Genomic DNA, 26640 nt, shown 5'->3' on the forward strand with positions numbered 1-26640 from the left:
ACATAAGTATCGAATTGCTGGCAGTATCGAAATCGAACGGCACCTTCGGGCTGGGCGGACATCCGCACAGCGGAGAGGAGTTCGGGTGACATGAACGCTTACATCCCCATTCTCGTCCTCGGGGTCATCGCGATGGCCTTCGCTGTGGTGTCGGTTGTTCTCGCGTCCGTGGTCGGCCCGAAGCGGTACAACAGGGCGAAACTCGAAGCCTACGAATGCGGAATCGAACCGGCACCCCGTACCGCCGGTGGCGGGCGGTTTCCCGTCAAGTTCTATCTGACGGCAATGCTGTTCATCATCTTCGACATCGAGATCGTTTTCCTCTACCCGTGGGCGGTGCATTTCGATTCGCTCGGCTTGTTCGGCCTCGCGGCGATGGGCCTTTTCATAGTCAACGTCTCGGTGGCATACGCATACGAATGGCGACGAGGCGGTCTCGGTTGGGACTAGGCCAGCGGACACAGGTACAGCACACATACGTCAGACAAAACCGGTCACACCGCAGCTGTTACGACTGAAAAGAGTCGGATATGGGTCTCGAAGAAAAGCTCCCCAGCGGATTTCTACTGACCACTGTCGAGGGCCTGGCAGGGTATGCCCGCAAAGGATCACTGTGGCCTGCCACCTTCGGGCTCGCGTGCTGCGCGATCGAGATGATGGCAACCACGTCAGGTCGCTTCGACCTGGCGCGGTTCGGCATGGAGGCATTCCGCGCGTCGCCGCGACAGGCAGACCTTCTGATCGTGGCCGGGCGGGTCAGTCAAAAGATGGGGCCGGTACTTCGTCAGGTCTACGACCAGATGGCCGAGCCGAAATGGGTTCTGGCCATGGGTGTGTGTGCGTCGTCCGGCGGTATGTTCAACAACTACGCAGTGGTACAGGGCGTCGACCACATCGTGCCGGTCGACATCTACTTGCCCGGCTGTCCGCCGCGGCCGGAGATGCTCCTGAACGCGATCATCGAACTGCACCGAAAGATCCAGGAGATGCCCCTCGGCGTGAACCGCGAAGAGGCACGCGCGGCAGCCGAGCGCGCCGCACTGGCATCCACCCCCACCATCGACATGAAGGGGCTTCTGCGATGACCGCGGGCAACAACGGATCGAGGGGGATGTTCGGGGTCCGCGGCAGTGGTGACACCTCGGGCTACAGCCGGCTCGCCCCGCCGATCTCAGTAGAGGACAAGGCCTCTCGACCGTTCGGTGGATACTTCGACGAAGTTGCGGACTCCTTGGATGCCGCATTGCGCAGCGGGGGCAGCACTTTCACCGATGCAATCGAGCGGGTAGTGATCTTTCGAGACGAGATGACGCTGCATGTCGAACGGTCTCACCTCCCGCAGGTCGCGCGCAGACTGCGCGACGAATCGGAACTGCGCTTCGAACTTTGCCTGGGTGTCGATGGAGTCCACTATCCGCAGGACACCGGTCGCGAGCTCCACGCCGTGTATCCATTTGCTTCGATCACGCACAACCGCCGGATCAGACTGGAAGTGTCCGTGCCGGACTCCGATCCACATATTCCGTCCATCGTCGGGATATACCCCACCAACGATTGGCACGAGCGTGAGACCTACGACTTCTTCGGGATCGTCTTCGACGGTCACCCGGCCCTGACCCGTATCGAGATGCCCGACGACTGGAAGGGCCACCCACAGCGCAAGGACTATCCGCTCGGCGGTATCCCGGTCGAGTACAAGGGCGCCCAGACTCCTCCACCCGACGAGCGTAGGTCGTACAACTGATGAACGAGACGACAGGAAGCAACTCCGGTGCCACGACGGAAACCGTCGTCACAGCATCGGGTCAGGACTGGGACGACATCGTCACCGCGGCCGCTCGCCAGCGAACCGGCGAGGCCGAACGGATCGTGGTCAACATGGGCCCGCAGCATCCGTCCACTCACGGCGTCTTGCGCCTCATTCTCGAAATCGAGGGTGAGACAGTCGTGGAAGCTCGGTGTGGAATCGGCTACCTGCACACCGGAATCGAAAAGAATCTCGAATACCGGAACTGGACGCAGGGCGTCACTTTCGTTACTCGAATGGACTACCTGTCACCGTTCTTCAACGAAACCGCGTACTGCCTCGGAGTCGAAAAACTTCTCGGCATCACCGACGACATTCCCGAGCGAGCCACCGTCATTCGCGTGATGATGATGGAGCTCAATCGAATCTCGTCGCACCTTGTCGCCCTGGCAACCGGTGGAATGGAACTGGGCGCCGTGACGGCGATGCTGTTCGGATTCCGCGAACGCGAATTGATTCTGGACGTGTTCGAGACGATCACCGGACTGCGGATGAATCACGCCTACATCAGGCCTGGTGGTCTCGCTCAGGATCTACCCGACGGGTCGGTCGCGAAGGTACGAGAACTGTTGAAGGTCCTACCGAAACGGTTGCGTGACGTCGAACTGATGCTCAGCGACAACTCCATCTGGAAAGCCCGCACCCAGGGAATCGGATATCTCGATCTCACCGGCTGCATGGCGCTCGGCGTGACGGGGCCGGTCCTACGCGCCACGGGTCTCCCCCACGATCAGCGTCGAGCGCAGCCCTACTGCGGCTACGAGAACTACGAGTTCGACGTCGTGACGCACGACGGATCCGATTGCTACGGAAGGTACGTCATCCGTGTCGAGGAGATGAAGGAGTCCCTCAAGATCGTCGAGCAGTGCCTCGACAAACTACAACCGGGGCCGGTCATGGTGGACGACAAGAAGATCGCCTGGCCTGCCGATCTCGCTGTCGGACCGGATGGCCTCGGCAATTCGCAGAAGCACATCGCCAAGATCATGGAGTCGTCCATGGAGGGTCTGATTCACCATTTCAAACTGGTCACCGAAGGAATCCGCGTGCCGCCCGGCCAGGTGTACGCCGCCGTCGAGTCCCCGCGTGGCGAGTTGGGTGTGCACATGGTCAGCGACGGGGGAACCCGGCCGTACCGCGTCCATTTCCGGGATCCGTCATTCACCAACCTTCAAGCGGTAGCGGCGATGTGCGAGGGAGGCATGGTGTCCGACGTGATCGCCTCGGTTGCCAGTATCGATCCCGTCATGGGCGGAGTGGACCGATGACCGGCCCGAACGGCTCGTCACGGGTGTTCATCGAACTCGGGCCGCGCCCGGACGAGCCCACGCAACTGGTACGCCCTGGCGCACGATCGAGTTATCCGCCTGACGTACTCGCCCGACTCGACGCCGATGCCGAAACCGTCATCGCTCGTTACCGTGAGCCTGACGCCGCGGCGACCACCAGTCGATCAGCCCTCCTGCCGCTCCTTCATCTCGTGCAGTCCGAGGACGGGTACATCACCCCGGCCGGGATCGATTTCTGCAGTGCCAAGCTGGGTTTGACCGGCGCCGAGGTTGCCGCCGTTTCCACCTTCTACTCGATGTATCGCCGTGGTCCGACGGGTGAGTATCTGGTCGGAGTCTGCACCAACACGCTGTGCGCGATCATGGGCGGAGACGACATCCTCGCAGCACTCGAAGAGCATCTCGGGTCAGCAGGCTCCAGAGACGAAGGCGGACACTCCATCTCGACGTCCGACGGCAAGATCACCCTCGAACACATCGAGTGCAATGCGGCGTGCGACTACGCCCCCGTCATGATGATCAACTGGGAGTTCTTCGACAACCAGACTCCGGAATCGGCGCGCTCACTCGTCGATGCGCTCCGCGCCGGAGAGCGCGTGACACCCAGTCGCGGTGCCACACTGTGTTCGTTCCGACAGACCGCACGCACCTTGGCCGGGTTCCCGGATACGCGAATCGAAGCAGCCGAAGCACAAACAATCGGCGGGGCAACTCTTGCCGGACTGCGTATCAGCCGATCTCACGACGACAACCCACCCGGCTCGGCCTCAGCAGCCGACGCTCCCGGCGAAGGGAAGTGACATGACACTCGCCCCCGTCCTGAGTCGCTACTGGGATCAACCGAACTCGTGGACTCTCGACAGCTACCTTCGTCACGACGGCTACCAAGCCCTACGCAAAGCGCTAGCCATGTCCCCGGACGCCGTGATCGAAACGGTCAAGGACGCGGGCCTTCGTGGGCGCGGTGGCGCCGGTTTCCCGACGGGCCTCAAGTGGAGTTTCATCCCACAGAGCACCGAAGACAAGCCAGGAGACGGCAAGCCCCACTATCTCGTCGTCAATGCCGACGAGTCCGAACCGGGCACATGCAAGGACATGCCGTTGATGATGGCGACCCCACACACGTTGGTCGAGGGAGTCATCATCGCGGCGTATGCAATTCGAGCGGCCAAGGCGTTCATCTACGTCCGGGGCGAGGTGGTCCCGGTCCTGCGACGTCTGCAGACCGCTGTGGCCGAGGCCTACGCGGCCGGATACCTGGGCCGCAGCATCCTCGGTTCGGGATTCGACTTGGATCTCGTCGTGCACGCCGGAGCAGGCGCGTACATCTGTGGTGAGGAGACAGCCCTCCTCGATTCGTTGGAGGGACGACGCGGTCAGCCTCGACTGCGGCCGCCATTCCCCGCCGTCGCCGGCCTCTACGCCTGCCCGACCGTCGTCAACAACGTCGAGTCCATCGCGAGTGTGCCGTCGATCGTCCTGGGCGGCCCGGAGTGGTTCCGGTCGATGGGAAGCGAGAAGTCGCCGGGGTTCAAGTTGTACTCGCTCTCTGGTCATGTCACCACTCCCGGCCAGTACGAGGCGCCGCTCGGCATCACGTTGCGAGAACTTCTCGATTACGCGGGCGGCGTTCGCACCGGGCACACCCTCAAGTTCTGGACTCCCGGCGGATCCTCGACTCCGATCTTCACCGACGAACATCTCGATGTCCCACTCGACTACGAGGGTGTCGGCGCGGCGGGATCGATGCTCGGCACCAAGGCACTGCAGATATTCGACGACACAACCTGCATCGTGCGCGCGGTGCTGCGGTGGACCGAGTTCTACGCCCACGAATCTTGCGGTAAATGCACGCCGTGCCGCGAAGGCACGTACTGGCTGGTGCAGATCCTGCGGCGACTCGAAGGCGGAACAGGTACTGAAGCTGATCTCACCAAACTTCTCGACATCTCGGACACCATCCTCGGAAAATCCTTCTGCGCGTTGGGCGACGGAGCGACCAGCCCGATCATGTCCTCCCTGAAGTACTTCCGCGAGGAATACGTAGCGCATTTCGACGGCAACGGATGCCCGTTCGATCCTCGCCGGTCCGTTCTCGCGACAGGAGCGTTCGTCTCATGACTGCAGCCGACGCCACCACTGGAACCGATGCGGCACCGCCGATTGATCTCGTCACCCTCACCATCGACGGCCGGGAACTCCAGGTACCCAAGGGCACGTTGATCATTCGCGCTGCAGAGATGATCGGCACACAGATTCCGCGGTTCTGCGATCATCCTCTTCTGGACCCGGTCGGGGCGTGCCGACAGTGCATCGTGGAGGTCGAAGGTCAACGCAAGCCGGTGGCGTCCTGCACGACACCGGTTGCGGACGGAATGGTCGTCACCACACAGCTCACGTCACCGGTGGCGGAGAAGGCGCAGCGCGGGGTGATGGAACTCCTGCTCATCAACCACCCTCTGGACTGCCCCGTGTGCGACAAGGGCGGCGAGTGTCCGCTTCAAAACCAGGCGATGTCGACCGGTCGCACCGAATCCCGGTTCGGTGAGGAGAAAAGGACCTATCCCAAGCCCATCCCACTCTCGTCCGAAATCCTCCTCGACCGCGAGCGTTGCGTCCTCTGCGCCAGATGCACGCGGTTTTCGGGCCAGATCGCCGGCGACCCGTTCATCGATCTCCTCGAGCGTGGCGCGCTTCAACAGGTCGGGATCTACGCCAACGAGCCCTTCGAGTCCTACTTCTCGGGCAACACCATCCAGGTGTGCCCGGTCGGCGCGCTTACCAGTACGGCATACCGATTCCGGGCGCGACCGTTCGATCTGGTGTCCAGCCCCAGCGTGTGTGAACACTGCGCCGACGGATGTGCTCAGCGCACGGACCACCGTCGCGGAAAGGTTCTCCGCCGTCTCGCCGGGGACGACCCCGAAGTCAACGAGGAATGGAACTGCGACAAGGGCCGTTTCGCATTCACGTACACGACCCAAGGTGATCGGATCACCACTCCCCTGATCCGCAACGCTGACGGCGAATTGATTCCGGCGTCGTGGCCCATGGCACTCGACCTCGTTGCGCGATCCTTCGCGCAGGCCCGCGGTGACGCAGGCGTACTCGTCGGCGGACGCTCTACCTTGGAGGACGCCTACGCCTACGGCAAGTTCGCGCGAGTTGCTCTCGCTACCAACAACATCGACTTCCGAATCCGTGCTCACTCAGCCGAAGAGGCAGGTTTCCTCTCAGCACACGTCGCCGGCCGCACACTCGAAGAGGCGGTGACGTACCAGGACCTCGAGTCGGCCCCGACCGCATTGCTGGTAGCTCTCGAGCCCGAGGAGGAGTCACCGATCATCTTCCTGCGGCTACGCAAAGCCGCACGTTTCGGCAAGACGACGGTGCTCTCCAGCGCGCCATTCGCTACGCGCGGCCTGCAGAAGATGGGCGGCTCTTTGCTTCGGACCGTACCCGGAAGTGAAGCAGCTCTGATGGATTCGTTGGCTCGCCCTGGAAATGAGGAGGGCCAGCTCCTCCGGCAGCCCGGCGCAGTGATCCTGTTGGGCGAACGACTCAGTGAGGTGGCGGGCGGCTTCGCCGCGGCGGTACGTCTCGCCGAAGCGACAGGAGCTTGTTTGGCTTGGGTCCCACGCCGCGCTGGTGATCGCGGCGCCGTCGAGGCCGGCGCACTACCGGGATTGCTTCCCGGCGGACGCCCCGTTGCGGACCCGGCAGCACGTCAGGAGGTGGAATCAGTGTGGGGGGCCTCCATCCCGGCATCCGACGGGCGCGACGCCGCGAGTCTGCTGGATCCGGGGCAGACGACTGCTGCCCTTCTTGTCGGCGGCGTCGAATTGAGTGATCTCCCGAACCCGGCGAAGGCAAGGGCCGCGATCGAAGCAGCAGGTTTCGTGGTGAGTTTGGAGATCCGTCACAGCGGAGTCACCGAACTCGCCGACGTCGTCTTCCCGGTGGCACCGGTCGCCGAGAAGCCCGGAACCTTCCTCGATTGGGAAGGCCGCGAGCGCGTGTTCGACACCGCATTGAGAACGACAGGAGTGATGCCGGATCAGCGCGTCCTTCACGCGATCGCAGCCGAGATGGGCATCGATCTGGGCCTACCCGACGCAGATTCCGCACGCTCGGAGATACACCGCCTCGGCGCGTGGTCCGGATCGCGCCCCATCTCGCCTCAGGTGCCGTCAGGCACCATGCCCACACCGGCACTGGGCGAGGCAGTGTTGTCGAGCTGGCGAATGCTGCTCGACAACGGCCGATTGCAAGACGGCGAGCCCAACCTGGCGGGTACGGCACGGCTCCCACTCGTGCGTTTGTCTGCCGAGACCGCTGCCGAGATCGGCGCCGACAACGGCGATCACGTTGCGGTGTCGACTGAATCCGGTTCCATCACATTACCGTTGGAGATCACCGAACTCCCGCCTCGAACAGTCTGGCTCCCGCTCAATTCACCGGGTAGCACGATCTACGAAACGCTCTGCGTTACCGCGGGTTCCGTGGTGAAGATTGCGAAGGCGGGAGCGCAATGACCACCCACGAGTACGGGACCGTGTCAGCTCCGGTCGACCTGTCGGCGTTCGGGCACGACCCGTGGTGGTTGGTGATCGGCAAGGCTCTCGCCATTTTCGTGTTCCTCGTACTCACACCGCTGGTGGCAATTTACGCGGAACGAAAGGTCATGGCACGCATGCAGATGCGTGTCGGACCGAACCGCGTCGGCCCCCGTGGAATGCTCCAGAGTCTCGCTGACGGAATCAAGCTCGCCCTCAAGGAGGGCATCTCACCGACCGGCGCCGACAAACCGATTTATCTCCTCGCGCCCGTCATCGCAGTCGTGCCCGCGTTCATGGCCTTTGCCGTCATCCCGTTCGGTCCGCAGGTCTCGATCTTCGGAACCCTTTCACCCCTGCAACTGACCGATCTGCCGGTCGGAGTTCTCTACATCCTCGCCGTAACTTCAATCGGTGTGTACGGGATCGTGCTTGCCGGCTGGTCGTCCGGATCGACGTATCCACTACTGGGCGCACTTCGATCGACCGCGCAGGTCATCTCCTACGAAGTAGCAATGGGGCTGTCCTTCGCCGCAGTCTTCCTCTACGCCGGCACGATGTCCACGTCCGGCATCGTCAGCGCCCAACAAGGTGCCTGGTACGTCTTTCTCCTCCTGCCGTCCTTCTTGATCTACGTGACAGCCATGGTCGGCGAAACCAACAGGGCTCCCTTCGACCTTCCCGAGGCCGAGGGTGAACTGGTGGGTGGGTTCCACACCGAGTACTCCTCACTCAAGTTCGCGATGTTCATGCTGGCCGAGTACGTGAACATGGTGACGGTGTCCGCTCTGGCCACGACACTGTTCCTGGGCGGGTGGCACGCACCGTTCCCGTTCAACCTGTGGGACGGCGCCAATTCCGGTTGGTGGCCGGTGCTGTGGTTTGTCGCCAAGGTGTGGGGCTTCCTCTTCGTCTTCATCTGGTTGCGCAGCACGCTTCCTCGATTGCGCTACGACCAGTTCATGAATCTCGGCTGGAAGGTTCTGATCCCCGCAGCTTTGGTATGGGTGATGGTGATCGCGACCGTTCGTGCGTTCCGCAACGAGGGCTACAACACCTGGGTCGTACTTCTCTGCGTCGCACTGGTTCTCGGAGCTGCGCTCCTGATCGTGTTGGCCGGGACTTACCGCAGCCGACGCCGAACCGCCGCGTTGGTGCCCGATTCGGGGACCCGGCCTTTCGATGCGATGTCGGGCGGCTTCCCGGTTCCACCCCTACCTGGTCAAACGCTGCCGACCCGAAAACTACCGGGTCAGAACGTGCCACCGCCGCGGCGGACAGATGTTTCCGACACATCGGAGGACTCCCATGCCTGATTTCCTCGGACCTATCGCGGGTTTCGGAGTGACGCTCTCGACAATGTTCAAGAAACCCGAGACCGAGTTCTATCCGGAGGAGAAGCGGCCCACCGCGCCCGGATACCACGGTCGCCATCAACTCAACCGGTATGCAGACGGACTCGAGAAGTGCATCGGTTGCGAACTGTGTGCCTGGGCCTGCCCCGCCGACGCGATCTATGTCGAGGGTGCTGACAACACCGAAGAAGAACGGTTCTCCCCCGGCGAGCGTTACGGGCGGGTGTATCAGATCAACTACCTGCGGTGCATCGGCTGTGGCCTCTGCGTCGAGGCTTGCCCCACTCGGGCTCTCACCATGACCAACGAGTACGAGATGACCGACGACAACCGAGCCGGATTGATCTACGAGAAGGACCGCCTTCTCGCGCCCCTGAAACCCGACATGGCAGCGCCACCACACGCGCTGCGTCCCGGCACAACTCAGGACGACTACTACCGCGGCGACATCACAGCAGCTCCCGAACAGGCAGTACCCGAGCAAGAGCCGAACCCGGAGACCGAGAAATGATCGCGGCGGTCACGACCACGATCCTGGCGGAGGGAACGATGACATCGACCTCCACCGGCGAGGCGGTGCAGTTCTGGATCCTCGGAACCCTTGCGGTGATCAGCGCTTTGGGTGTGGTCGCCGCCCCCAAGGCCGTCTACTCTGCGCTCTTCCTTGCAATGACGATGATCATCCTGGCCGTCTTCTACATCGTGCAGGGCGCACTGTTCCTGGGTGTCGTCCAGATCGTCGTCTATACCGGCGCAGTGATGATGTTGTTCCTGTTCGTCCTGATGCTGGTCGGCGTGGATTCTTCGGACTCCTTGGTCGAAACGCTACGGGGACAACGCGTCAGCGCGATCGTGATCGGTGTCGGATTCGGACTGCTCCTCATCGGCGGACTCGGAAATGCGTCGATCTCGGGCTTCACCGGATTCACCGGACTCGACCAGGGCAACATCGACGCTCTCGCCGATCTCATCTTCATCCGCTACGTCTGGGCCTTCGAACTGACCGGCGCAATGCTGATCACGGCGACACTTGGCGCAATGATGCTCGCGCATCGGGAGAAGATCGGAGCCACACTCAGCCAACGCGAACTCTCGCAGCAACGATTCGCGTACCTGGGCAGCGATGAGAGCAATCCCGACAAGGGCTCGGCCACTCCCCTCCCCAGTCCCGGCGTGTACGCACGTCACAACGCAGTGGACATGCCGGCACTGTTGCCCGACGGGACGTTCTCGACGCTCTCCGTCAGCAGCGCCCTCACTCCGCGTTCCCCGGATCCGAGTACCGGTGAGGAGTCTGCGCGATGAATCCCGAGAATTACCTGTATCTGTCGGTCCTGTTGTTCACCATCGGGGCTGCGGGAGTCCTCCTGCGACGCAACGCCATCGTGGTGTTCATGTGTATCGAATTGATGCTCAACGCCGCCAACCTGGCATTCGTGACCTTCGCGCGCATGCACGGCAATCTGGACGGCCAGATCTTCGCCTTCTTCACGATGGTGGTAGCTGCTGCCGAAGTAGTCGTCGGCCTGGCAATCATCATGATCATCTTCCGATCTCGGCGTTCTGTATCCGTCGACGACGCAGACCTGCTGAAGTACTGACATGTCAGGAGGAATCACGTCCGCCATCTGGTTGCTCCCCGCCCTGCCCCTGTGCGGCGCCGCTGTCCTGTTGCTGGCGGGTCGTCGCACGAACGCGTGGGGCCACCTGTTCGCCTGCGTCATGGCACTCGCGTCGTTTGTCGTCGCAGTGGTGTTTTTCATCGCCATGCTCGGCCGCGACACCGCCGACCGCACCGTCACCGAGCACCTGTTCAGTTGGGTCCCGGTCGACAGTCTTCAGGTCGAGTTCGGACTGCAGCTTGATCAACTGTCGATGTGTTTCGTCCTGCTCATCACCGGTGTAGGTTCGCTGATCCACATCTACTCGGTCGGCTACATGGCGCACGACCCCGAGCGTCGTAAGTTCTTCGCCTACCTCAATCTCTTCCTCGCTGCGATGCTGCTCCTCGTGCTCGCCGACAACTTCCTCGGGCTCTACGTCGGCTGGGAAGGCGTCGGTTTGGCGTCGTACCTGCTGATCGGTTTCTGGCAGCACAAGCCGTCGGCGGCGACCGCTGCCAAGAAGGCTTTTGTCGTCAATCGGGTGGGCGACATCGGATTGATGATCGCGATGATGTTGATGTTCAGCACGTTCGGCTCGCTCTCGTTCAGCAGCGTCTTCGCCGACGCGTCTGGTGCAAGCGAAGGTGTCCTGACGGCGATCGGCCTGATGCTCCTCCTCGCTGCATGCGCGAAGTCCGCGCAGGTGCCACTGCAGTCGTGGCTCGGCGACGCGATGGAGGGCCCCACCCCCGTCTCGGCTCTGATTCACGCGGCCACGATGGTCACGGCCGGCGTCTACCTGATCGTGCGCTCCAATCCGATCTTCGATCTCGCACCCGACGCTCAACTCGTGGTTGTCATCGTCGGTGCCGTGACGCTCCTGTTCGGTGCGATCATCGGCTGCGCGAAAGACGACATCAAGAAAGCGCTCGCCGCATCGACCATGAGTCAGATCGGATACATGGTCCTGGCGGCGGGCCTCGGACCAGCTGGATACGCCTTCGCAATCCTTCATCTGATCACCCACGGATTCTTCAAGGCAGGCCTGTTCCTCGGCGCGGGTTCGGTGATGCACGCGATGAACGACGAAACCGACATGCGGCGCTACGGCGGGCTCCGAGCGTTCATGCCACTGACTTTTGTCACTTTCGGGCTCGGATACCTTGCCATCATCGGTGTTCCGCCGTTTGCCGGGTTCTTCTCCAAGGACAAGATCATCGAGGTTGCGATCGGCGAGGGCGGCATCAAGGGTGTTGTGCTGGGCATCGTCACGCTGTTGGGTGCGGCGCTCACTGCCTTCTACATGAGCCGCGTGATGCTGATGACCTTCTTCGGGAAGGCCCGCTGGGAGAACCAGAAACCTCACGAATCTCCGGCGGTGATGACGTCTCCGATGATCATCCTGGCGGTGGGGTCCGTCGGCGCCGGGATGCTCCTGACCATCGGGTCCAGCTTGCAGAACTGGCTCGAACCGGTTGTCGGCTCACATCACGTCGAACCGCCGATACCCGCATGGTCGATCACCGCGCTGGCGCTGCTCGCGGTCGCCGCCGGCGTCGCGATTGCGTATCGCGAGTACGCCACCCGGGAGATTCCACTTGTGGCACCTACTCCGGTTTCACCGTTGACCGTTGCGGCTCGCCGCGATCTGTACGGTGACGCCTTCAACGAGACGGTGTTCATGAAGCCCGGACAACAACTCACCAAGTCGTTGGAAGTGTTCGACACCAAGGGAATAGGCGGCGTCGTGGGCAGCTTTGCGGTGGTCGTCACCGGGCTGTCCGCGCTCACGCGGAAGCTACAGACCGGGTTTGTTCGCTCGTACGCGCTGGTGATGTTTGTCGGAGCAACACTCGTGGTCGCGACAATGATGGCGGTGACACTGTGGTGATCGAAGCGGCGGTGAGCGACTCTGTGACCAATACCGGCTTCCCCGCGCTGACGGTGCTCTGGTTGCTTCCGCTCATCGGAGCGGGTGTAGTCCTCGCTCTGCCGGCACGGTCGTACCAATTTGCGAAGTATCTCGCATTGGCTGTGTCCGTGGCAGTCCTGGTGGTCGCCGCCGTTCTCGGAGTTGCGTTCGACCGCGGCGGCGAACAATTTCAATTTGTCGAAAGCCACAGCTGGATACCGGCTTTCGGCACCAGCTACACACTCGGACTCGACGGGATCGCACTCGTTCTGGTTCTTCTCACCGCAGTGCTGGTGCCATTACTACTGATCGCGGGCTGGAACGACGTCCCGGCAGACCCGGCATCACCCAAGAGAATGCCGCACACCTATTTCGCGCTGATCCTTGTTGTCGAGTCCATGGTGATGATTTCGTTCAGCGCCTTGGACATTCTCTTGTTCTACATTTTCTTCGAGGCAATGCTGATACCGATGTATTTCCTCATCGGCGGGTTCGGCGGAGTGGGCAGATCTCGCGCAGCCGTGAAGTTTCTGCTCTACAACCTCCTCGGCGGCCTGGTCATGCTCGCTGCAGTCATCGGCCTGTATGTGGTCACCACGCGCGACGAGAGTCCCTTCGCCAGCGGCACTTTCGACTTCCGGGCGATCGCCTCAGCGGCAAACAGCGGTGAACTCGGTGTTGGACCCGGGGTGCTCAACGCCTTGTTCCTCGGATTCATGTTCGCGTTCGCGGTGAAGGCACCGCTCTGGCCGCTGCACAGTTGGTTGCCGGACTCCGCGGTGGAATCGACTCCGTCGACAGCAGTGTTGATGATGGCGGTCGTGGACAAGGTGGGCACGTTCGCGATGATTCGCTACTGCCTGCAACTGTTCCCGGAGTCGTCGTCGACCTTTGCACCGTGGATCATCACGCTCGCCGTTATCGGGATCGTCTACGGCGCAATACTGGCGATCGCGCAAACAGACGTCATGAGACTGATCGCCTACACGTCGATTTCGCACTTCGGCTTCATCATTCTCGGAATCTTCGCGATGACCAGCCAGAGCCAGGCGGGTTCCGCGCTGTACATGGTCAATCACGGAGTCTCCACTGCGGCTCTGTTCTTGATTGCGGGATTCCTCGTCTCGCAGCGAGGTACTCGATCGATCGCGGCGTACGGCGGCGTCCAGAAAGTTGCACCCGTACTTGCCGGCACATTCCTCGTTGCGGGGTTGGCAACGCTGTCGCTGCCGGGTCTCGCGCCGTTCGTCAGTGAGTTCCTGGTGCTGATCGGGACGTACTCGCGATACCACGTGGCCGCTATCGCGGCGACTGCCGCGCTTGTCCTGTCCGCGATCTACATACTCTGGCTCTACCAGCGCATGATGGGCGGACCTGTGAAGGAAGGGCAGGGAACGATCCGCGACCTCTCTCGACGCGAACTCGTGGTGGTCGCCCCTCTGATCGCACTCCTGTTGCTTCTCGGCATCTACCCCAAGCCTGCCTTGGACGTCATCACTCCTGCAGTGAGCCATACGGTCGTCGACGAGGCTCCGACCCCGCTCGTCGCCGACCACGAAGGAGGTGCCCACAAATGAGTTCCTTCAACGACGTGACCATCCTCGGCTCAGCCGGCACGGCGTCACCCAGTGTCGAATACAGCTTGCTCTCGCCAATGTTGATCGTGTTCGGTGTTGCGGTTGTGGGCGTACTCATCGAGGCATTTGCACCCCGGCGTTTTCGATACCCCGTGCAACTCGTCCTCGGTGTCGCAGGCTTGGCGGCCGCGTTCGTGGCAGTGCTTCTGCTCGCCGGCACGCGGTCTACGGCGATGATGGGTTCTGTAGCGGTCGACGGTCCGACCCTTTTCCTGCAGGCCACGATCCTTCTCGTGTCTATCCCCGCAGTACTGCTGATCGCCGAGCGAGGCTCGGGCAACACCGCCGAGGTGATCGCGCAACACGACGCGCTCGGCGGTTTCACCCCTCAAGCGTCGAGCGTCCCCGGAAGTGTTGCGGAACAAGAAGCAGTGAAGGTGGGTCTCGCCCAGACCGAGGTCTTTCCGCTCACCCTCTTCGCTGTCGGCGGCATGCTCCTTTTTCCCGCGTCCAACGATCTGCTGACGATGTTCGTTGCGCTCGAAGTGTTCTCACTGCCTCTGTATCTCCTGTGTGGTCTGGCACGCCGACGTCGCATGCTCTCCCAGGAAGCTGCGCTCAAGTACTTTCTGCTCGGGGCATTTTCGTCGGCGTTCTTCGTTTTCGGAATCGCGTTGCTGTACGGCTATGCCGGGACGGTCACGCTCTCCGGTATCGCCGACGCAGCACGCAGCGGGTCGGGTACCGATGCCTTCCTGTGGCTCGGGACAGCACTCGTGGCCGTGGGATTACTGTTCAAAGTCGGTGCCGTGCCGTTCCATTCGTGGATTCCCGATGTCTATCAAGGGGCGCCGACGCCGATCACCAGTTTCATGGCTACTGCGACCAAGATCGCCGCATTCGGTGCCATCCTTCGTGTCTTCTATGTGGCTCTGCCCAACGAGTACGTGAACTGGCGTCCACTGATGTGGGCGGTCGCGATTCTCACGATGGTTGTCGGATCGATCGTCGCTGTGACGCAAACCGATATGAAGCGGATGCTCGCGTATTCGGCCATCGCGCACACCGGATTCATTCTGACCGCTGTGGTTGCGGATTCGGACGCCGGCCTGGCCTCGGCGATGTTCTACCTTCTGGCCTACGGATTCAGCACCGTGGGCGCGTTCGCCGTCGTGAGTCTGGTTCGGGACGCAGACGGTGAGGTCGCGACGCTCTCGCGCTGGGCCGGATTGGGCCGGCGCTCACCGCTGGTCGGAGTTGTGTTTGCACTGTTCCTGTTGGCTTTCGCCGGGATCCCGTTGACCAGTGGGTTCATCGGAAAGTTCGCGGTGTTCAGCGCGGCAGCCGAGGGCGGGGCCGCACCTCTCGTGATCGTCGGCGTCCTGTGCAGCGCGATCGCCGCGTACTTCTACGTGCGAGTGATCGTGTTGATGTTCTTCACCGAATCGGCCGCAGACGCTCCGACCGTCGTGGTACCGAGTGCACTGACCAGCAGCGTGATCGGCCTCGGCGCCGGTGTCACGCTCATCCTCGGCATACTCCCCCAGCCGGCGCTCGACCTCGCCGAGCGTGCAGCGGACTTCCTACACTGAGCCGATGCGTGAATCTGACCTCGACCCCGGGCTGCCGAGCATCATCCGGGCCCCATGGTTCGTCGTGTTTTCAGCGGTAGCGATTGTCCATCTGATCCTCAATGCCGCTGATGCTGCGCCCTGGGACGGGATCACCAAGGTCATGCTCGCTCCGATTCTGGCTGCCTGGGTTGTCGCCCGACGCGGACCTCGAATTGTTGCTGCTGCGCTGATTGCCTGTGCTTTCGGAGATTTGTTCCTGATCTGGGAGACCACGTTTGTCATCGGGATGGCAGCCTTCGCGATCGGTCACCTCTGCTTCATCCGATTCTTTCTCTCACACGGCGCGCTTCGGGAGATACGAAGGCGGCCATGGTTTCTGTGCGCTTACACCGTCGCTGGGATCGCTCTTGTGTCGTACACCTGGACCGGTCTCGAACCTGAACTTCGAATTGCCGTCCCCGTGTACGCCGCAATACTGGTGGGAACCGCATCAACCGCACTGACGTACAACTCGATCACCGGTATCGGCGGCGCGCTGTTCCTCACCTCTGACGCCCTCATCCTGCTCGGCCAGGCGAACAAGTGGCAGCCCGCCGCTGCGGGCATCTGGATCATGACGCTGTACATCCTCGCTCTGTTGCTTCTGACAGTGGGAGTTCTCGGCCGGAGTAACACGCCAAACCGTCCATTAGCTCAGAGGCTGTAAGGATCAGCAACCAGCCGGACATCTCTTCATATGACCCCGAAATCCGAGGAACAGCCACCGCCGAGCGGCGAAGAGCGGTTCACCGCCCTGTGGGACGCCTACGCCGGTCGGGTGTTCGCGTATACCTGTCGCCACGTTGATCATCACAGCGCGCAGGAGGTTGTCTCCGAGACGTTCCTCGTTGCCTGGCGACGCTTGGACGAAGTGCCCGAGCAGGCACTGCCGTGGCTGTTGGTGGTGGCTCGTAACACCGTGAACAACAACCGTCGCAGCGTTCGGCGCCTTGACGCGCTCACCGAGAAGATGGGACGCATCGAGCAGATTGCGGCATCGACGCCGGGCGCCGACGTCACTGTCACCGAACGCACGGAACTGCTCGAAGCACTGGCAACACTCACCGTCACCGAACGTGAAGCCCTGCTCCTGACTGCCTGGGACGGGTTGACCGCCACCGAAGCCGCGCGGGTCGCTGGGTGTTCGGTTCCGGCCATGCATGTTCGTCTCTTTCGCGCTCGGCGTCGATTGCGCGCCGGGTTGACTTCAGAATCCGACACCGTAATCCCGATGAACACCGCCCGACCTTGCGCTGCCGCCGAACACGGGAGTACCCCATGACCAAAGATCCGCTCACCACGCTCGAGAAGCTGCGGCCGAGCGATACGGTTTCCGCCGAACTCTGGCCCGAGAACGTCCAAGATGCCGCACGCACCCGAATCATGGCTACCGAAAACAACATTGGGGCAACCAAAGCTCCACGCCGTCGCGTCGGTGCCATCGTTCTCGTCGCGGCGATCTGCGCAGCAGTGGTGGTGGGCTGCGCCGCTGCCACGGGGATGATGCCGAAAGCGTTCACCGACATGTACTCGGGTTGGCAGACGATGCCGGGAACCAACGGCGGAATAGATCCGTCCACCGCCGAGCGGGTCGGGTCCATTCCCGGACCTGACGGAACCTTGTTCAGCGTCTTTGTCGCCCACGGCGCTAATGGCTGGAGGTGCGTCGCCCCGGTTTTCGAGGCGTCAGCCGACATCGACAAGGTTGGTCCGTCGAAATTCATCGGCCTCGGACACGCCTGCAGATCAATTGACTTGTACGGCGCAGATTCATTCGGGGGCGGCGCCGGGTACGAGGCCGGTCCGCACGAGGCGACCTACGACGCAGGAGCGGGAGGTGCTGTCCGAGCCGAACTTCACACCGCAGACGGCCATATCTATCCGACAATTCTTGCCGAAGACCGCTTCTACGGATGGATTCCCCTGTCGCTCACGTCCCCTCGTCCAACCCTCGTCGGATATGCCGCAGACGGGACGGTCGTCGGCACCCGGTGAGCTGTCGGTACCCTCGAAAGATGACTGCACACGCCCCGAACGAGCGCATCCCCAGCCAGTGGGAAGAGATCACTGCAGCCGACTCGACGCATTCCACACGATATGTCGAGCGTTTCCGTTCCATGAGAGCGGACGGCAAGGACATTGTCGGGGAAGCACGTTTGATCGACGCGATGCTCGGACGCGGTGGCCGGGTTCTCGATGCAGGGTGCGGGCCTGGCCGACTCGGCGGTTATCTGCACGACGTCGGGCATGTGGTTGTCGGAGTCGATGTCGACCCGGTTCTCATCGCTGCCGCAGAAGAAGACCACCCCGGACCGACGTGGCTTGTCGGCGATCTCGCCGAACTCGATCTGCCGGCCCGCGGTGTCGAGGCAGATTTCGACGTCATCGTGTCGGCAGGCAACGTGGTGGCGTTTCTCGCGCCGTCCACCAGGCAAGCAGTATTGTCAGGATTTGCTCGTCATCTCGCTCCGAGCGGCCGAGTGGTCATCGGATTCGGTGCCGGCCGTGGCTACGAGTTCCCCGAGTTTCTCGCCGACGCGACCGCGAGTGGCCTCGAGGCTGATCTGCTGCTCTCCACGTGGGATCTTCGCCCGTTCAAGGAGGATTCCGAATTCCTGGTCGCGGTGTTCTCCCGCGCCTGACCCGGCACTTCCCCCGCAGTCCCTGCGATCCGTCACACAGCGATCAACTCACCCTGATCACAATGGTGGCGACTGTTGTTCACTACGAACATAATTGGATCAATGCGGGTGTGGCCGAGCGGTAAGGCAGCGGTCTGCAAAACCGTCCACGCAGGTTCGACTCCTGCCATCCGCTCCCCTTGCGAACCAGCGACTCATGTCGCAACCCTCACCTAGGAATGACATTCGGTGCACGCAGCCTGCATCGCTCCGCTCCGTCTCCGCGCACATGGCTCCGGACAGTTACCCTCGATCGATGCACCCTCTCCCCGAGACAGGACAGCTACCTCCCGGACCGATGGCTTTGCAAGTGGAACACCTCTGCATGGCGTTCGGCGCGAAAGTTGCTGTGAACGACCTTTCCCTTGCGGTGCCCTCAGGTTCGTTGTTCGGTCTGGTTGGGCCGAATGGTGCGGGAAAAACGACCACACTGTCGATGGCTGTCGGATTGCTTCGCCCGCACTACGGTCGCAGCCTGGTGTACGGCTACGACGTGTGGAACGACCCTGTGGCAGCGAAGAGTCTGCTCGGCGTTCTACCCGACGGTTTGGCGCTACCCGCCCAGTTCACCGGTCATGAACTACTCACCTATTTCGGGCGACTGCGCGGTATGCCAGAGGACGTCATCGCGTCACGACGCGACGAACTGTTGGCCGCGCTCGATCTCGCCGATGCAGGTGGAACGGTCATCGCCGATTATTCAGCGGGCATGACGAAGAAAATCGGGTTGGCCTCGGCCTTGTTGCACGGCCCTCGCTTACTGGTACTGGATGAGCCGTTCGAAGCTGTCGACCCCATTTCTTCGGCCGGAATTCGGAGCATTCTGCTCTCGTTCGTCCACTCAGGTGGCTCGGTCATTCTTTCCAGTCACGTGATGGCCCTTGTCGAACAACTGTGTACTCAAATCGGAGTCATCGCAGACGGTCGCGTCGTGGCTTCAGGAACGGTCGACGAGGTGCGCGCAGGCAACACTCTCGACGAGGCATTCGTTCGCCTGGTCGGTAGCCGCAGTCCCAGTCCCGACGGACTGTCATGGATGCGCGCATGACCACCACCAGCTTTTCACCGACACACTGGAACCCGTCGGCCTCTGTGTGGCGCACTGTTCTCCGCATGCGCATGACCCTCTACAAACGTCAGTTCACCGGTGGAAGAGCTGTAATCAAGGTCATTGCAGCGTTGTTCGGGGTTCTGGGGGCAGCGCTACTGTGCCTACGAGCTTCGGGAAAGAACGGTGGTTCTCCCGATCTCGTCAGCGGCACAACCAGTCTCGCACTTTCGGCTATCGGCGTGATGTGGATCTTGATGCCGATCATGTCTGGTCTGTCAGATGACAATCTTCACCCCAGACATTTCCAACTACTCCCCCTGGAACCCGTCCGACTCGCCAGAGCACTGTTCTCGACGTCGCTGGTCGGTATGACCGTGCCGATTACCGCGTTGGCTGCAGCAGCGATTCCAATTTATGCCGCTACACACCACCCTGCCGCACTGCCATTGGCCATTATCGCTTGGCCCGCAACGGTCCTGCTCATTGTCGGCACCTCACGGGTCGCGATGCTGGCGATGTCGCAGCTCCTGCGGAGTCGTCGCAGCCGCGAACTGGGACTGTTGGCATTCGGCACGTTCTTCGGCGGACTGTATCTGCTGCAATTTCCGCTGCAGAGTCGCCTCGGCACGGTCGTGGACGGCGACGTCACGTGGCCGCTCACGGTCGCGCATTCGATCCCGTTCGCGTGGGGAATCACCAGTGTCGACGCAGCAGCAGGAGGCGCCTGGCTCCTCGCCGCCGGAGCAGTCCTCGCCCTGGTGCTGGTCGATCTCGCACTGCTGTGGTCATGGCAACGCCTGGTCGTTCGCTACTTCAACGGGAAGGTCGCAGAATCAGCGGGCGCCACTTCCGTGCAATTGAAGAACCAGGGCCGCGACATTCGAACCGGTTGGCGCGCATCCCGACTGGGCACCGTCATCTCTCGCGAGCTTTCGCTCTGGCACGGAGACATGCGCCGACGAACACAACTGCTCTCCGTTGCCATCATGACCTTGGTCTCCGGCTTCGGACCGCTGATCTCGTCATCGATCCCCTTCTCCGCCGCATGGGGTGCCTGGTTCCTGATCTACCTGGCAATGGCAGCCGGATCGAATCTGTACGGATTCGACGGCGCATCGATCTGGCATCTGGTGATGATCCCCGAAGCCGCTGCCGCTGACGTCCGGGGCCGACAAATCGCGTGGGCGATCGTGATGACACCCTTCGTGGTCGTCGCAACAGCTGCTGTACGGATCTTCGGGGACCTCGGGACCGACCGACTGGCCGTGCCGCTCGCCGTCGGCATTTCGATGATGGGAGTCGGTGCAGGACTGGCAGTAGCGATATCCGCCAAAGCCCCCTACCCGGTCCCGGAGATGAAGAAGTCGTTCTCCCTCAACACCCGCGGATCCTTCAATGGCTCGTCCTTCGGACTGATCATCCTCGCCATCGTCATCTTCGCCGCGACAACGGCGCCCGGCGTGCTACTAGGAGCGCTGCTACCGAACCCGGTGAACTATTTCGCCATCCCTGTCGCTGTTGCGATTGGTGCACTTGGTGCTTGGATCGGAGGCCGCGTCGCGATCACCCGTATGCAACGCGAGCCGGATCGGATTCTGTTCGCGGTTACCACCGCATGATCGTTGCCCAGATAGTCCGAGAATTTCTGGGCGTCAGCGCAGTAGCCGCAACTTGCACCAAAAAACTCAGTCTGGGCAATCGGATTATCAGGGAGCCAGGTAGCGCAGCTCAACGGGTTCGGTCCTCGCATATCGCCGCCGGGCTTTCGTGACATAGCTTCCGCTCGAGCCGAACCATTGCCCTGGAAACATCGCACCACCAAGATGTTTGGCATGCCTCCGGAGCACTACGGTTCCGTACGTGTCGCCGAACGTCCCGGCCGATGCGGGAACTGCGCGCACCCCGCCCCTTCGCTGGAGCGTGGGTGGATCGAGCGCTGCCTCAGGTTCGCACCGCAGCCCGCTCGGTGTGCAGAAATCCTGGTGATGGACCACTACACCGGAGCGATGGAATTCTGCCGGTGCCGACATCCGTTCCACGGGTCCTGATCGCGCCGGATCCTCGAGATCCGCTGTCGAGCCGAGTCCCTCGGCGCCCCGGCTCGACAGCGAAATCACACCTGAATCAGCTCAGCGAGCTCAGCAGCGGCTCGAGAAGCTTGTAGAGCTCGAAGATTCCGATGATCGTTGAAATAGAACCCATGATGATCCTCCGTGATTCGTGAACTTTCCGTGACGTCGCGTCACAGGCAGAAAGCTAACAAACCCGGCATTCAAACGGGGACCTTGGATGTGTCCGGCAGATGAACTCCCTGCTCGGAGAAGCATTTTGGTGACCAGCGTCATGCTCATCGAGAAATGAGCCCCATCGTCACATCACCTGACACCGACCGACGGTGGCAGCAAAAGTCTGCCCGTTGCGATCTGGCGATACATGGCACCATTTCCAACCCGTCCGACTCTTGCTTTGTGCGCTGAATCCGATTACATTTCTCCACAATAACGGTACGCGTAACGAAATAACGAGATGGTCTACTTCACAGCCCGATATATCCAGTGCCACAACCCTTCCGGGCTCTTGGAGGGGCGGCGTTTCGTCGCGTCCATAAGCTCCTCACTCCCCGATCGAAAGAGAGCACGATGACCACAGAGAGCGTCTCCGGCAATCAGCTGCGACCGGTAGCAACTATCGCAAGCCTGACCCTGCTGATCGCTGCCGTGGCCGCGCTCGAAAGCATCATCGTCCCCGCACTCCCCCTGATACAGAGAGACTTCGGAGTGACGGCCGACGTCGGAGCGCTCGCATCCGTCGCTCTGACGTTGAGCACTGTCCTCGTCACGCCGATGGCCGGGCGAATAGCCGACGTGTACGGCGCCCGCCCCACCTTGCTCGCGATCACGACAATCGTTGTCCTGGGCGGCAGCGTGTCCGCTCTCGCAACGATCTTCCCGCTGTTCGTCCTCGGCCAATTTCTCCAGGGATTCGGGCTCGGGTTGCTTCCCGTGAGCTTCGTGGTCCTACGACGCACTTTATCCTCGGACCGACTGAAGACGGCCACGGGTTTGCTCGGGGCTGTTGTAGTGGCCGGCGGCGCTCTGGGAGTCGTATTGTCCGGGCCCGTCGCGGAAAACGTCTCACGCACCGCGATGTATGCAGTTCCGACCGCGTTCGTTTTGCTCGGCGCAATTGCTTTTGCCGTGAGCACACCACGAGATCACATGTCGAACGTCGGCGGCCGACTCGATTGGCCGGGAGCGGGCGGATTGGCTCTTGGATTGTTGACGCTGACGGCGTGGCTGGCGAGCGCATCGAGCAACGGGTGGGGCGCACCGACGTCGATGCTGCTGCTTCTCGCTTCCGCTGCCGTGTTCGCGATCTGGGCCAGGTATCAGAGCCGGACAACCGAGCCGATGGTCGACCTGACGATGATGCGGCATCGTTCGATGTGGAGCGCCGTGGTCGTCGGCGTGGTTTTCGGGTTCACCTACGGCGCTGTTGTCTATCTACTTCCGCAACAACTCGCCGTGCCGGCAGAGAGCGGATTCGGCCGCGGTGCGTCGACCAGCGCCATCGGCTTCCTGCTGTGCGTCGGCTACGGCGCAGCGGTCATCGCGTCGGTGATCTCCGGAAAGCTCGCACAACGGGTCGGCACGAAAGCCATTGCGGTAGCGGGAGTTGCCTTCCTCGGCCTGAGCGGCGCCGTCGGCGTCTTTGCAACAACGATGTGGCAGATCGTTGTGGTGCTGATCCTTGCGGGTACCGGCGTTGCCGCCGCGTCGACGGCAGTGTTCGTCATCTCCGCCGACAGCGCACCGGCAGACCGCGTAGGTGTCACGACGGCAATAGTCACGATCGCCAGATCGCTGGGTTCTGCTGTGGGAACCCAAATTGCCGCCGGGATCATCGCGAGCGCGACTTCATCCGGCGGCCTTCCCCAGCACTCGGCATTCGCCACGGCTTTCGGAGTGGCGGCAATCGTTGCGATTGTCGGACTCGTTGTCGCGGTGACGATGCCGAAACCGGCGTCAACCGATGTTCAGTGGTCGTCGTCGTCCTCGTCGAAGTCTGCGACTCCGCGCTTCCAGTAGCCCGTGATCAGGTAGTCGCCCGAACTCAGGCCGAGTTCGTCGCGCACGAATCTGCGAATCGGCTTGAGACTGGTGGCCTCACCGGAGATCCAGGCGTAGAGGCGCTCACCTTCGGGCACGGTGACCGTCCGTACTGCCTGCTCGAGCAGATCCGAGTGACCGGCTGGGACGTCACCGCGGTGCAGCCATCGCACCTCGACGCCTTCCGGAACAGTGAGTTCGATTTCCTGTGAAGGGTCGGTGATCTCGACGAACACCCACCCGGCGGCAGCAGCGGGCATCATCTCGAGCCAACGAGCAATGGCAGGAAGGGCGGTGATGTCACCGGCCAGCAGATAGCGGTCGTACGTCCACGGAACCACGACGCCACCGGGCGGACCTGCCACGTGCACCCGAGTGCCGACGGTCGCCGCCTGAGCCCAATCAGAGGCGTACCCACCTTCGTGGAGCGCGAAGTCGAGGTCCAGCTCCCCCGCCTCGGCGTCGTATCGACGGACGGTGTACTCACGCGAGATCGGCAATGGACGAGGCCACTTCAGGCTGAATCCGTCGCGTTCGGGTAGACGTAAAGTTCCGTCTGCATCCGGGTAGACCAGGCGAACATGCTCGTCGGGAGCGTGCGATTCGAAGCCCGCCAACTCCGGTCCACCCAAGGTCAGACGCAACAGTCCGGTCCCGACCATTTCGCTGCGAACAACTTCGAGTTCGCGAATGCCGATGGGGTACGGCACTTTTGCGCCGGTGGTTCCCGCCAGAACTTCGGCGATGGTCGCGAGGTGGTCTCCTCGGTTCATGAACTACCTTCCTTTTCCGGCGGAGCATTCCCCACCGGCACAGTGTTTTCGGAGAGATCGACTTCGTTGATCTCCGAAGTTACCCGGCGCACCGAACCCAATGCTGCCAGGAGCACCAGGCCCAGTGTCACACCGGCGAGCCCCAAGACCAGTAGCGCGGCGCCAGGCTCGAGCCACTGCCCGAGGAACCCGGCTGCCATCGAACCGATCGCCGTACCCGTGACGGCTTGCACCATCCACAGACTGGACACGCGTCCGCGCAATTCGTCCGGCGTGTTCTGTTGAAGGACTGCAAATCTCAGAATGTCGTTGAGTGCGCGGCCGAGGCCGAATCCGGCCAGGCCCAGGAACGCGACAATCGCTGCTCCCGACGCACCCAGTACCACCAGGCCGAGAGGCATCAGCGCAACAGAGATCAACATCGCGGCGCCGTTGCGGTGGACTCGTCCGGTCCAACCGCTGGTGAGGGAACCGACCACAGCGCCGACAGCGGGGGCGCCGTAGAGCAGACCGAGCATGGTGGGTCCGCCGCCGAGAACCTGGTCGACGAAGGCAGGCAGCAACACCATCGGCCCGCTGACGAACATGACCAACAGACCGCTGATCAGGATGCCGCGAATGACTGTGTGCGTGCCGGCGAATTTCACGCCGGTCACCAGCGCGCGCATCGGGCTTTCGTGATTCGTGCCCGGTGCCGGGGAAGGGCCGATGGCTTGGAACAACGTGACAGTTGCTGCGGTGGCCACCGCAGCAACAAAGTATGTCGCGGGAATGCCGCCGGAGGCGATGATCACGCCGGCGATTGCCGGCGAGATCATCGTCCCGATGTCGGTGGTCAGCGCTACCAAAGCGCCGGCCGCAGCCATCTTGTTGCGCGGCAACAACGTCGGCATCAAAGCCATCAAGGCCGAGCTGCTGACACCGCCGGCCAAGCCGTCGACAGCTGCCGCGACGTAGATGACCCACATCGACGGGTGTGGCAAGAGCGCATTGCACCCGAGAATGACAAAGCCGAGACCCGCAGCACTGCGGGCCAACTGGATGGTGCGTCGCCGATCGTAACGGTCAGCGAGCACGCCGCCGAACAGGCTGCCGAAGAACATGGCGATGGCCATCGCCGTGGACACTCCGGCAACCTGCAAGGTCGAGCCGGTGAGCTGGTACGTCTGCGCGGGGACGGCTACGACGAGCAGTCCGATCCCGAGCAGCGAGATCAATCGCGCGGAAAAGGCGTACCTGAAGGGACGGCTGGTCCGCAAGGGTGAAACATCGATCACCAGCCCACCGAATCGAGTCATGCGAAGGTCTGGCCGATCAGGTCGAGGGTAGCCATTGCGCCGTCGTAGTCAGGACGGTAGCTGCTGGCGGGGAGCTCGAACGTCGTGCCTGCCTTGAAGGACGGCAACTGCGAGTAAAGCGGATCGGTGGCAAGTTCGGCCATCGGGCGACCGGACACCGGAATCACAAAGGCGACAGGAGCATCGGCGACCTGCGAGAGCAGTTCCGGGCTGACCTCGAACGAGTCACCCGAGCCGAAGAGCTGCGGGTTGCCGGCCTTGGCCATGACGTCGTCGGCCTTGAAACCGAGCTCGGCGAGCATCGCGGGCAGCGCGGCCGTCGGCGGAACGAGGTACGGCTTGTTGCTCGAGACCGAGAGGAAGTAGACGACGTTGCCCTCGGGAACCTTGATCTTGCCCTTGACCTCTTTGACCTTGTCCTCGTATGCGCTCATCAGCGCCGGAACCTGGTCGGAACGGCCCGCCGCGTCGGCGACGATTTCGAGCTGCTTGTCCCACGCGGCGACCGTCTTGGGGACCAAGACGGTGGGTGCGATAGCAGTGAGCTGATCGTAGAGTTCCTCGGACTGAACGGAGGTGATTCCCTGGCCACCGCCGATGATCAGGTCGGGCTCAGCCGCCGCGACGGCTTCGATGTTGAGCTGCTCGCCGGCCGGCAATTCCTTGGTGCCCTGCGCCTTTGCGGCGTCCGCCCAAGCCGGCGGGAATCCACCGTCGAGGTTCGTGACACCGAGGACGCGGGTATCGGTGGCAACCACCGGCGCGTCCAGGGCGTACAGGTATCCGGCGAGACCGCCGCTCAGAACCACGATGCGCTCCGCCGACGCGGGCACGGTGACCGAGCCCTTCTCGGTCTCGATCACACGGGTCGTGGGCTCTGCAGCCTTGGTCGGTTCGTCGTTCGAATCGCTACTGCAACCGATCATCGCCACGAGTGCGACGATCAGCAACCCTGCGATGGCGACGAATCGTCGCCAACTCCGTATCGCGAGGGGCGGTGTGGACTTCATCATTG

24 protein-coding genes and 1 tRNA gene are annotated in these 26640 nt (G+C 62.3%); 22 read left to right on the plus strand and 3 right to left on the minus strand.

Annotated features, from left to right (window positions below):
• The first annotated feature begins 90 nt into the window (after positions 1-90).
• The 22 genes from M1L53_RS09235 (at position 91) to M1L53_RS09340 (ending at position 23533) form a co-directional block, all read left to right on the plus strand.
• Positions 91-450 (plus strand): NADH-quinone oxidoreductase subunit A, encoded by a 360-nt coding sequence (locus M1L53_RS09235; protein WP_003942165.1) that lies wholly within the window; start codon positions 91-93, stop codon positions 448-450.
• Positions 451-530: 80 nt separating this feature from the next.
• Entirely contained in the window at positions 531-1085 is a 555-nt protein-coding gene (locus M1L53_RS09240) for an NADH-quinone oxidoreductase subunit B family protein (RefSeq protein ID WP_003942234.1), read from the plus strand.
• Entirely contained in the window at positions 1082-1744 is a 663-nt protein-coding gene (locus tag M1L53_RS09245; protein WP_007735151.1) for an NADH-quinone oxidoreductase subunit C, read from the plus strand. The genes M1L53_RS09240 and M1L53_RS09245 overlap by 4 nt, the downstream gene beginning before the upstream one ends.
• Positions 1744-3075, plus strand: a complete 1332-nt coding sequence (gene nuoD / locus M1L53_RS09250; RefSeq protein WP_054188537.1) for an NADH dehydrogenase (quinone) subunit D — start codon at positions 1744-1746, stop codon at positions 3073-3075. Before M1L53_RS09245 ends, nuoD begins: the two co-directional genes overlap by 1 nt.
• Positions 3072-3896 (plus strand): NADH-quinone oxidoreductase subunit NuoE, encoded by an 825-nt coding sequence (gene nuoE, locus M1L53_RS09255; protein WP_003942123.1) that lies wholly within the window; start codon positions 3072-3074, stop codon positions 3894-3896. Before nuoD ends, nuoE begins: the two co-directional genes overlap by 4 nt.
• A gap of 1 nt (position 3897) precedes the next feature.
• Complete coding sequence (gene nuoF, locus M1L53_RS09260) at positions 3898-5217, plus strand: NADH-quinone oxidoreductase subunit NuoF (RefSeq protein ID WP_261949218.1); 1320 nt, start codon at positions 3898-3900, stop codon at positions 5215-5217.
• Entirely contained in the window at positions 5214-7631 is a 2418-nt protein-coding gene (locus M1L53_RS09265) for an NADH-quinone oxidoreductase subunit G (RefSeq protein ID WP_047271444.1), read from the plus strand. Before nuoF ends, M1L53_RS09265 begins: the two co-directional genes overlap by 4 nt.
• Positions 7628-8968: an NADH-quinone oxidoreductase subunit NuoH gene (gene nuoH / locus M1L53_RS09270; protein WP_054188538.1), complete on the plus strand. Its 1341-nt coding sequence runs from the start codon at positions 7628-7630 to the stop codon at positions 8966-8968. The genes M1L53_RS09265 and nuoH overlap by 4 nt, the downstream gene beginning before the upstream one ends.
• The gene (nuoI, locus tag M1L53_RS09275) at positions 8961-9518 is read left to right on the plus strand and encodes an NADH-quinone oxidoreductase subunit NuoI (protein ID WP_003942192.1); all 558 of its coding nucleotides are present in this window, start codon (positions 8961-8963) and stop codon (positions 9516-9518) included. The genes nuoH and nuoI overlap by 8 nt, the downstream gene beginning before the upstream one ends.
• Positions 9515-10312, plus strand: coding sequence for an NADH-quinone oxidoreductase subunit J (locus M1L53_RS09280; RefSeq protein ID WP_047271440.1), 798 nt, complete (start codon positions 9515-9517; stop codon positions 10310-10312). Before nuoI ends, M1L53_RS09280 begins: the two co-directional genes overlap by 4 nt.
• The gene (nuoK, locus tag M1L53_RS09285; protein ID WP_003942238.1) at positions 10309-10608 is read left to right on the plus strand and encodes an NADH-quinone oxidoreductase subunit NuoK; all 300 of its coding nucleotides are present in this window, start codon (positions 10309-10311) and stop codon (positions 10606-10608) included. The genes M1L53_RS09280 and nuoK overlap by 4 nt, the downstream gene beginning before the upstream one ends.
• A gap of 1 nt (position 10609) precedes the next feature.
• Positions 10610-12502, plus strand: coding sequence for an NADH-quinone oxidoreductase subunit L (gene nuoL / locus M1L53_RS09290; protein ID WP_054188539.1), 1893 nt, complete (start codon positions 10610-10612; stop codon positions 12500-12502).
• Entirely contained in the window at positions 12496-14100 is a 1605-nt protein-coding gene (locus M1L53_RS09295) for an NADH-quinone oxidoreductase subunit M (protein ID WP_054188540.1), read from the plus strand. The genes nuoL and M1L53_RS09295 overlap by 7 nt, the downstream gene beginning before the upstream one ends.
• Positions 14097-15692: an NADH-quinone oxidoreductase subunit NuoN gene (nuoN, locus tag M1L53_RS09300; protein WP_054188541.1), complete on the plus strand. Its 1596-nt coding sequence runs from the start codon at positions 14097-14099 to the stop codon at positions 15690-15692. The genes M1L53_RS09295 and nuoN overlap by 4 nt, the downstream gene beginning before the upstream one ends.
• Positions 15693-15696: 4 nt before the next feature.
• Complete coding sequence (locus M1L53_RS09305) at positions 15697-16380, plus strand: lysoplasmalogenase (RefSeq protein WP_007735138.1); 684 nt, start codon at positions 15697-15699, stop codon at positions 16378-16380.
• Between the two features lie 30 nt (positions 16381-16410).
• A complete protein-coding gene (locus tag M1L53_RS09310; RefSeq protein WP_054188542.1) occupies positions 16411-16995 on the plus strand; it encodes an RNA polymerase sigma factor in 585 nt (194 codons plus the stop codon).
• Positions 16992-17708, plus strand: a complete 717-nt coding sequence (locus M1L53_RS09315) for a hypothetical protein (protein ID WP_054188543.1) — start codon at positions 16992-16994, stop codon at positions 17706-17708. The genes M1L53_RS09310 and M1L53_RS09315 overlap by 4 nt, the downstream gene beginning before the upstream one ends.
• A 20-nt stretch (positions 17709-17728) precedes the next feature.
• On the plus strand, positions 17729-18355 hold the full coding sequence (locus tag M1L53_RS09320) for a trans-aconitate 2-methyltransferase (protein ID WP_003942244.1): 627 nt from the start codon (positions 17729-17731) through the stop codon (positions 18353-18355).
• Positions 18356-18459: 104 nt separating this feature from the next.
• Positions 18460-18530 (plus strand) — tRNA-Cys (locus M1L53_RS09325).
• 120 nt (positions 18531-18650) lie between these two features.
• On the plus strand, positions 18651-19442 hold the full coding sequence (locus M1L53_RS09330; RefSeq protein WP_054188589.1) for an ABC transporter ATP-binding protein: 792 nt from the start codon (positions 18651-18653) through the stop codon (positions 19440-19442).
• Positions 19439-21064, plus strand: coding sequence for a hypothetical protein (locus M1L53_RS09335; RefSeq protein WP_054188590.1), 1626 nt, complete (start codon positions 19439-19441; stop codon positions 21062-21064). Before M1L53_RS09330 ends, M1L53_RS09335 begins: the two co-directional genes overlap by 4 nt.
• Positions 21065-22084: 1020 nt before the next feature.
• Positions 22085-23533, plus strand: coding sequence for an MFS transporter (locus M1L53_RS09340; protein WP_054188545.1), 1449 nt, complete (start codon positions 22085-22087; stop codon positions 23531-23533).
• Here the strand turns inward: M1L53_RS09340 and M1L53_RS09345 are convergent.
• The 3 genes from M1L53_RS09345 to M1L53_RS09355 are packed head-to-tail and all read right to left on the minus strand — an operon-like array spanning position 23482 to position 26635.
• Complete coding sequence (locus M1L53_RS09345; RefSeq protein ID WP_030535573.1) at positions 23482-24327, minus strand: siderophore-interacting protein; 846 nt, start codon at positions 24325-24327, stop codon at positions 23482-23484. The two genes, M1L53_RS09340 and M1L53_RS09345, sit on opposite strands and share 52 nt — an antisense overlap.
• Positions 24324-25625 (minus strand): enterobactin transporter EntS, encoded by a 1302-nt coding sequence (gene entS, locus M1L53_RS09350; protein WP_007735127.1) that lies wholly within the window; start codon positions 25623-25625, stop codon positions 24324-24326. Before entS ends, M1L53_RS09345 begins: the two co-directional genes overlap by 4 nt.
• Positions 25622-26635: a Fe2+-enterobactin ABC transporter substrate-binding protein gene (locus M1L53_RS09355; RefSeq protein ID WP_003942170.1), complete on the minus strand. Its 1014-nt coding sequence runs from the start codon at positions 26633-26635 to the stop codon at positions 25622-25624. Before M1L53_RS09355 ends, entS begins: the two co-directional genes overlap by 4 nt.
• Between the last annotated feature and the right edge of the window lie 5 nt (positions 26636-26640).

It is taken from the genome of Rhodococcus sp. T9N (assembly GCF_024436645.1).
Classification (GTDB): Bacteria; Actinomycetota; Actinomycetes; order Mycobacteriales; family Mycobacteriaceae; genus Rhodococcus_F; species Rhodococcus_F qingshengii.

Bases quoted from the DNA above. Each gene is read 5' to 3' on its own strand.
- nuoL (WP_054188539.1), top strand. From the start codon at position 10,610: ATGTCAGGAGGAATCACGTCCGCCATCTGGTTGCTCCCCGCCCTGCCC.
- M1L53_RS09310 (WP_054188542.1), top strand. From the start codon at position 16,411: ATGACCCCGAAATCCGAGGAACAGCCACCGCCGAGCGGCGAAGAGCGG.
- nuoN (WP_054188541.1), top strand. From the start codon at position 14,097: ATGAGTTCCTTCAACGACGTGACCATCCTCGGCTCAGCCGGCACGGCG.
- M1L53_RS09235 (WP_003942165.1), top strand. From the start codon at position 91: ATGAACGCTTACATCCCCATTCTCGTCCTCGGGGTCATCGCGATGGCC.
- M1L53_RS09245 (WP_007735151.1), top strand. From the start codon at position 1,082: ATGACCGCGGGCAACAACGGATCGAGGGGGATGTTCGGGGTCCGCGGC.
- nuoE (WP_003942123.1), top strand. From the start codon at position 3,072: ATGACCGGCCCGAACGGCTCGTCACGGGTGTTCATCGAACTCGGGCCG.
- M1L53_RS09320 (WP_003942244.1), top strand. From the start codon at position 17,729: ATGACTGCACACGCCCCGAACGAGCGCATCCCCAGCCAGTGGGAAGAG.
- M1L53_RS09240 (WP_003942234.1), top strand. From the start codon at position 531: ATGGGTCTCGAAGAAAAGCTCCCCAGCGGATTTCTACTGACCACTGTC.
- M1L53_RS09355 (WP_003942170.1), bottom strand. From the start codon at position 26,635: ATGAAGTCCACACCGCCCCTCGCGATACGGAGTTGGCGACGATTCGTC.
- M1L53_RS09345 (WP_030535573.1), bottom strand. From the start codon at position 24,327: ATGAACCGAGGAGACCACCTCGCGACCATCGCCGAAGTTCTGGCGGGA.
- nuoF (WP_261949218.1), top strand. From the start codon at position 3,898: ATGACACTCGCCCCCGTCCTGAGTCGCTACTGGGATCAACCGAACTCG.
- nuoH (WP_054188538.1), top strand. From the start codon at position 7,628: ATGACCACCCACGAGTACGGGACCGTGTCAGCTCCGGTCGACCTGTCG.
- nuoI (WP_003942192.1), top strand. From the start codon at position 8,961: ATGCCTGATTTCCTCGGACCTATCGCGGGTTTCGGAGTGACGCTCTCG.
- nuoD (WP_054188537.1), top strand. From the start codon at position 1,744: ATGAACGAGACGACAGGAAGCAACTCCGGTGCCACGACGGAAACCGTC.
- entS (WP_007735127.1), bottom strand. From the start codon at position 25,625: ATGACTCGATTCGGTGGGCTGGTGATCGATGTTTCACCCTTGCGGACC.
- nuoK (WP_003942238.1), top strand. From the start codon at position 10,309: ATGAATCCCGAGAATTACCTGTATCTGTCGGTCCTGTTGTTCACCATC.
- M1L53_RS09335 (WP_054188590.1), top strand. From the start codon at position 19,439: ATGACCACCACCAGCTTTTCACCGACACACTGGAACCCGTCGGCCTCT.
- M1L53_RS09330 (WP_054188589.1), top strand. From the start codon at position 18,651: ATGCACCCTCTCCCCGAGACAGGACAGCTACCTCCCGGACCGATGGCT.
- M1L53_RS09340 (WP_054188545.1), top strand. From the start codon at position 22,085: ATGACCACAGAGAGCGTCTCCGGCAATCAGCTGCGACCGGTAGCAACT.
- M1L53_RS09305 (WP_007735138.1), top strand. From the start codon at position 15,697: ATGCGTGAATCTGACCTCGACCCCGGGCTGCCGAGCATCATCCGGGCC.
- M1L53_RS09280 (WP_047271440.1), top strand. From the start codon at position 9,515: ATGATCGCGGCGGTCACGACCACGATCCTGGCGGAGGGAACGATGACA.
- M1L53_RS09265 (WP_047271444.1), top strand. From the start codon at position 5,214: ATGACTGCAGCCGACGCCACCACTGGAACCGATGCGGCACCGCCGATT.
- M1L53_RS09315 (WP_054188543.1), top strand. From the start codon at position 16,992: ATGACCAAAGATCCGCTCACCACGCTCGAGAAGCTGCGGCCGAGCGAT.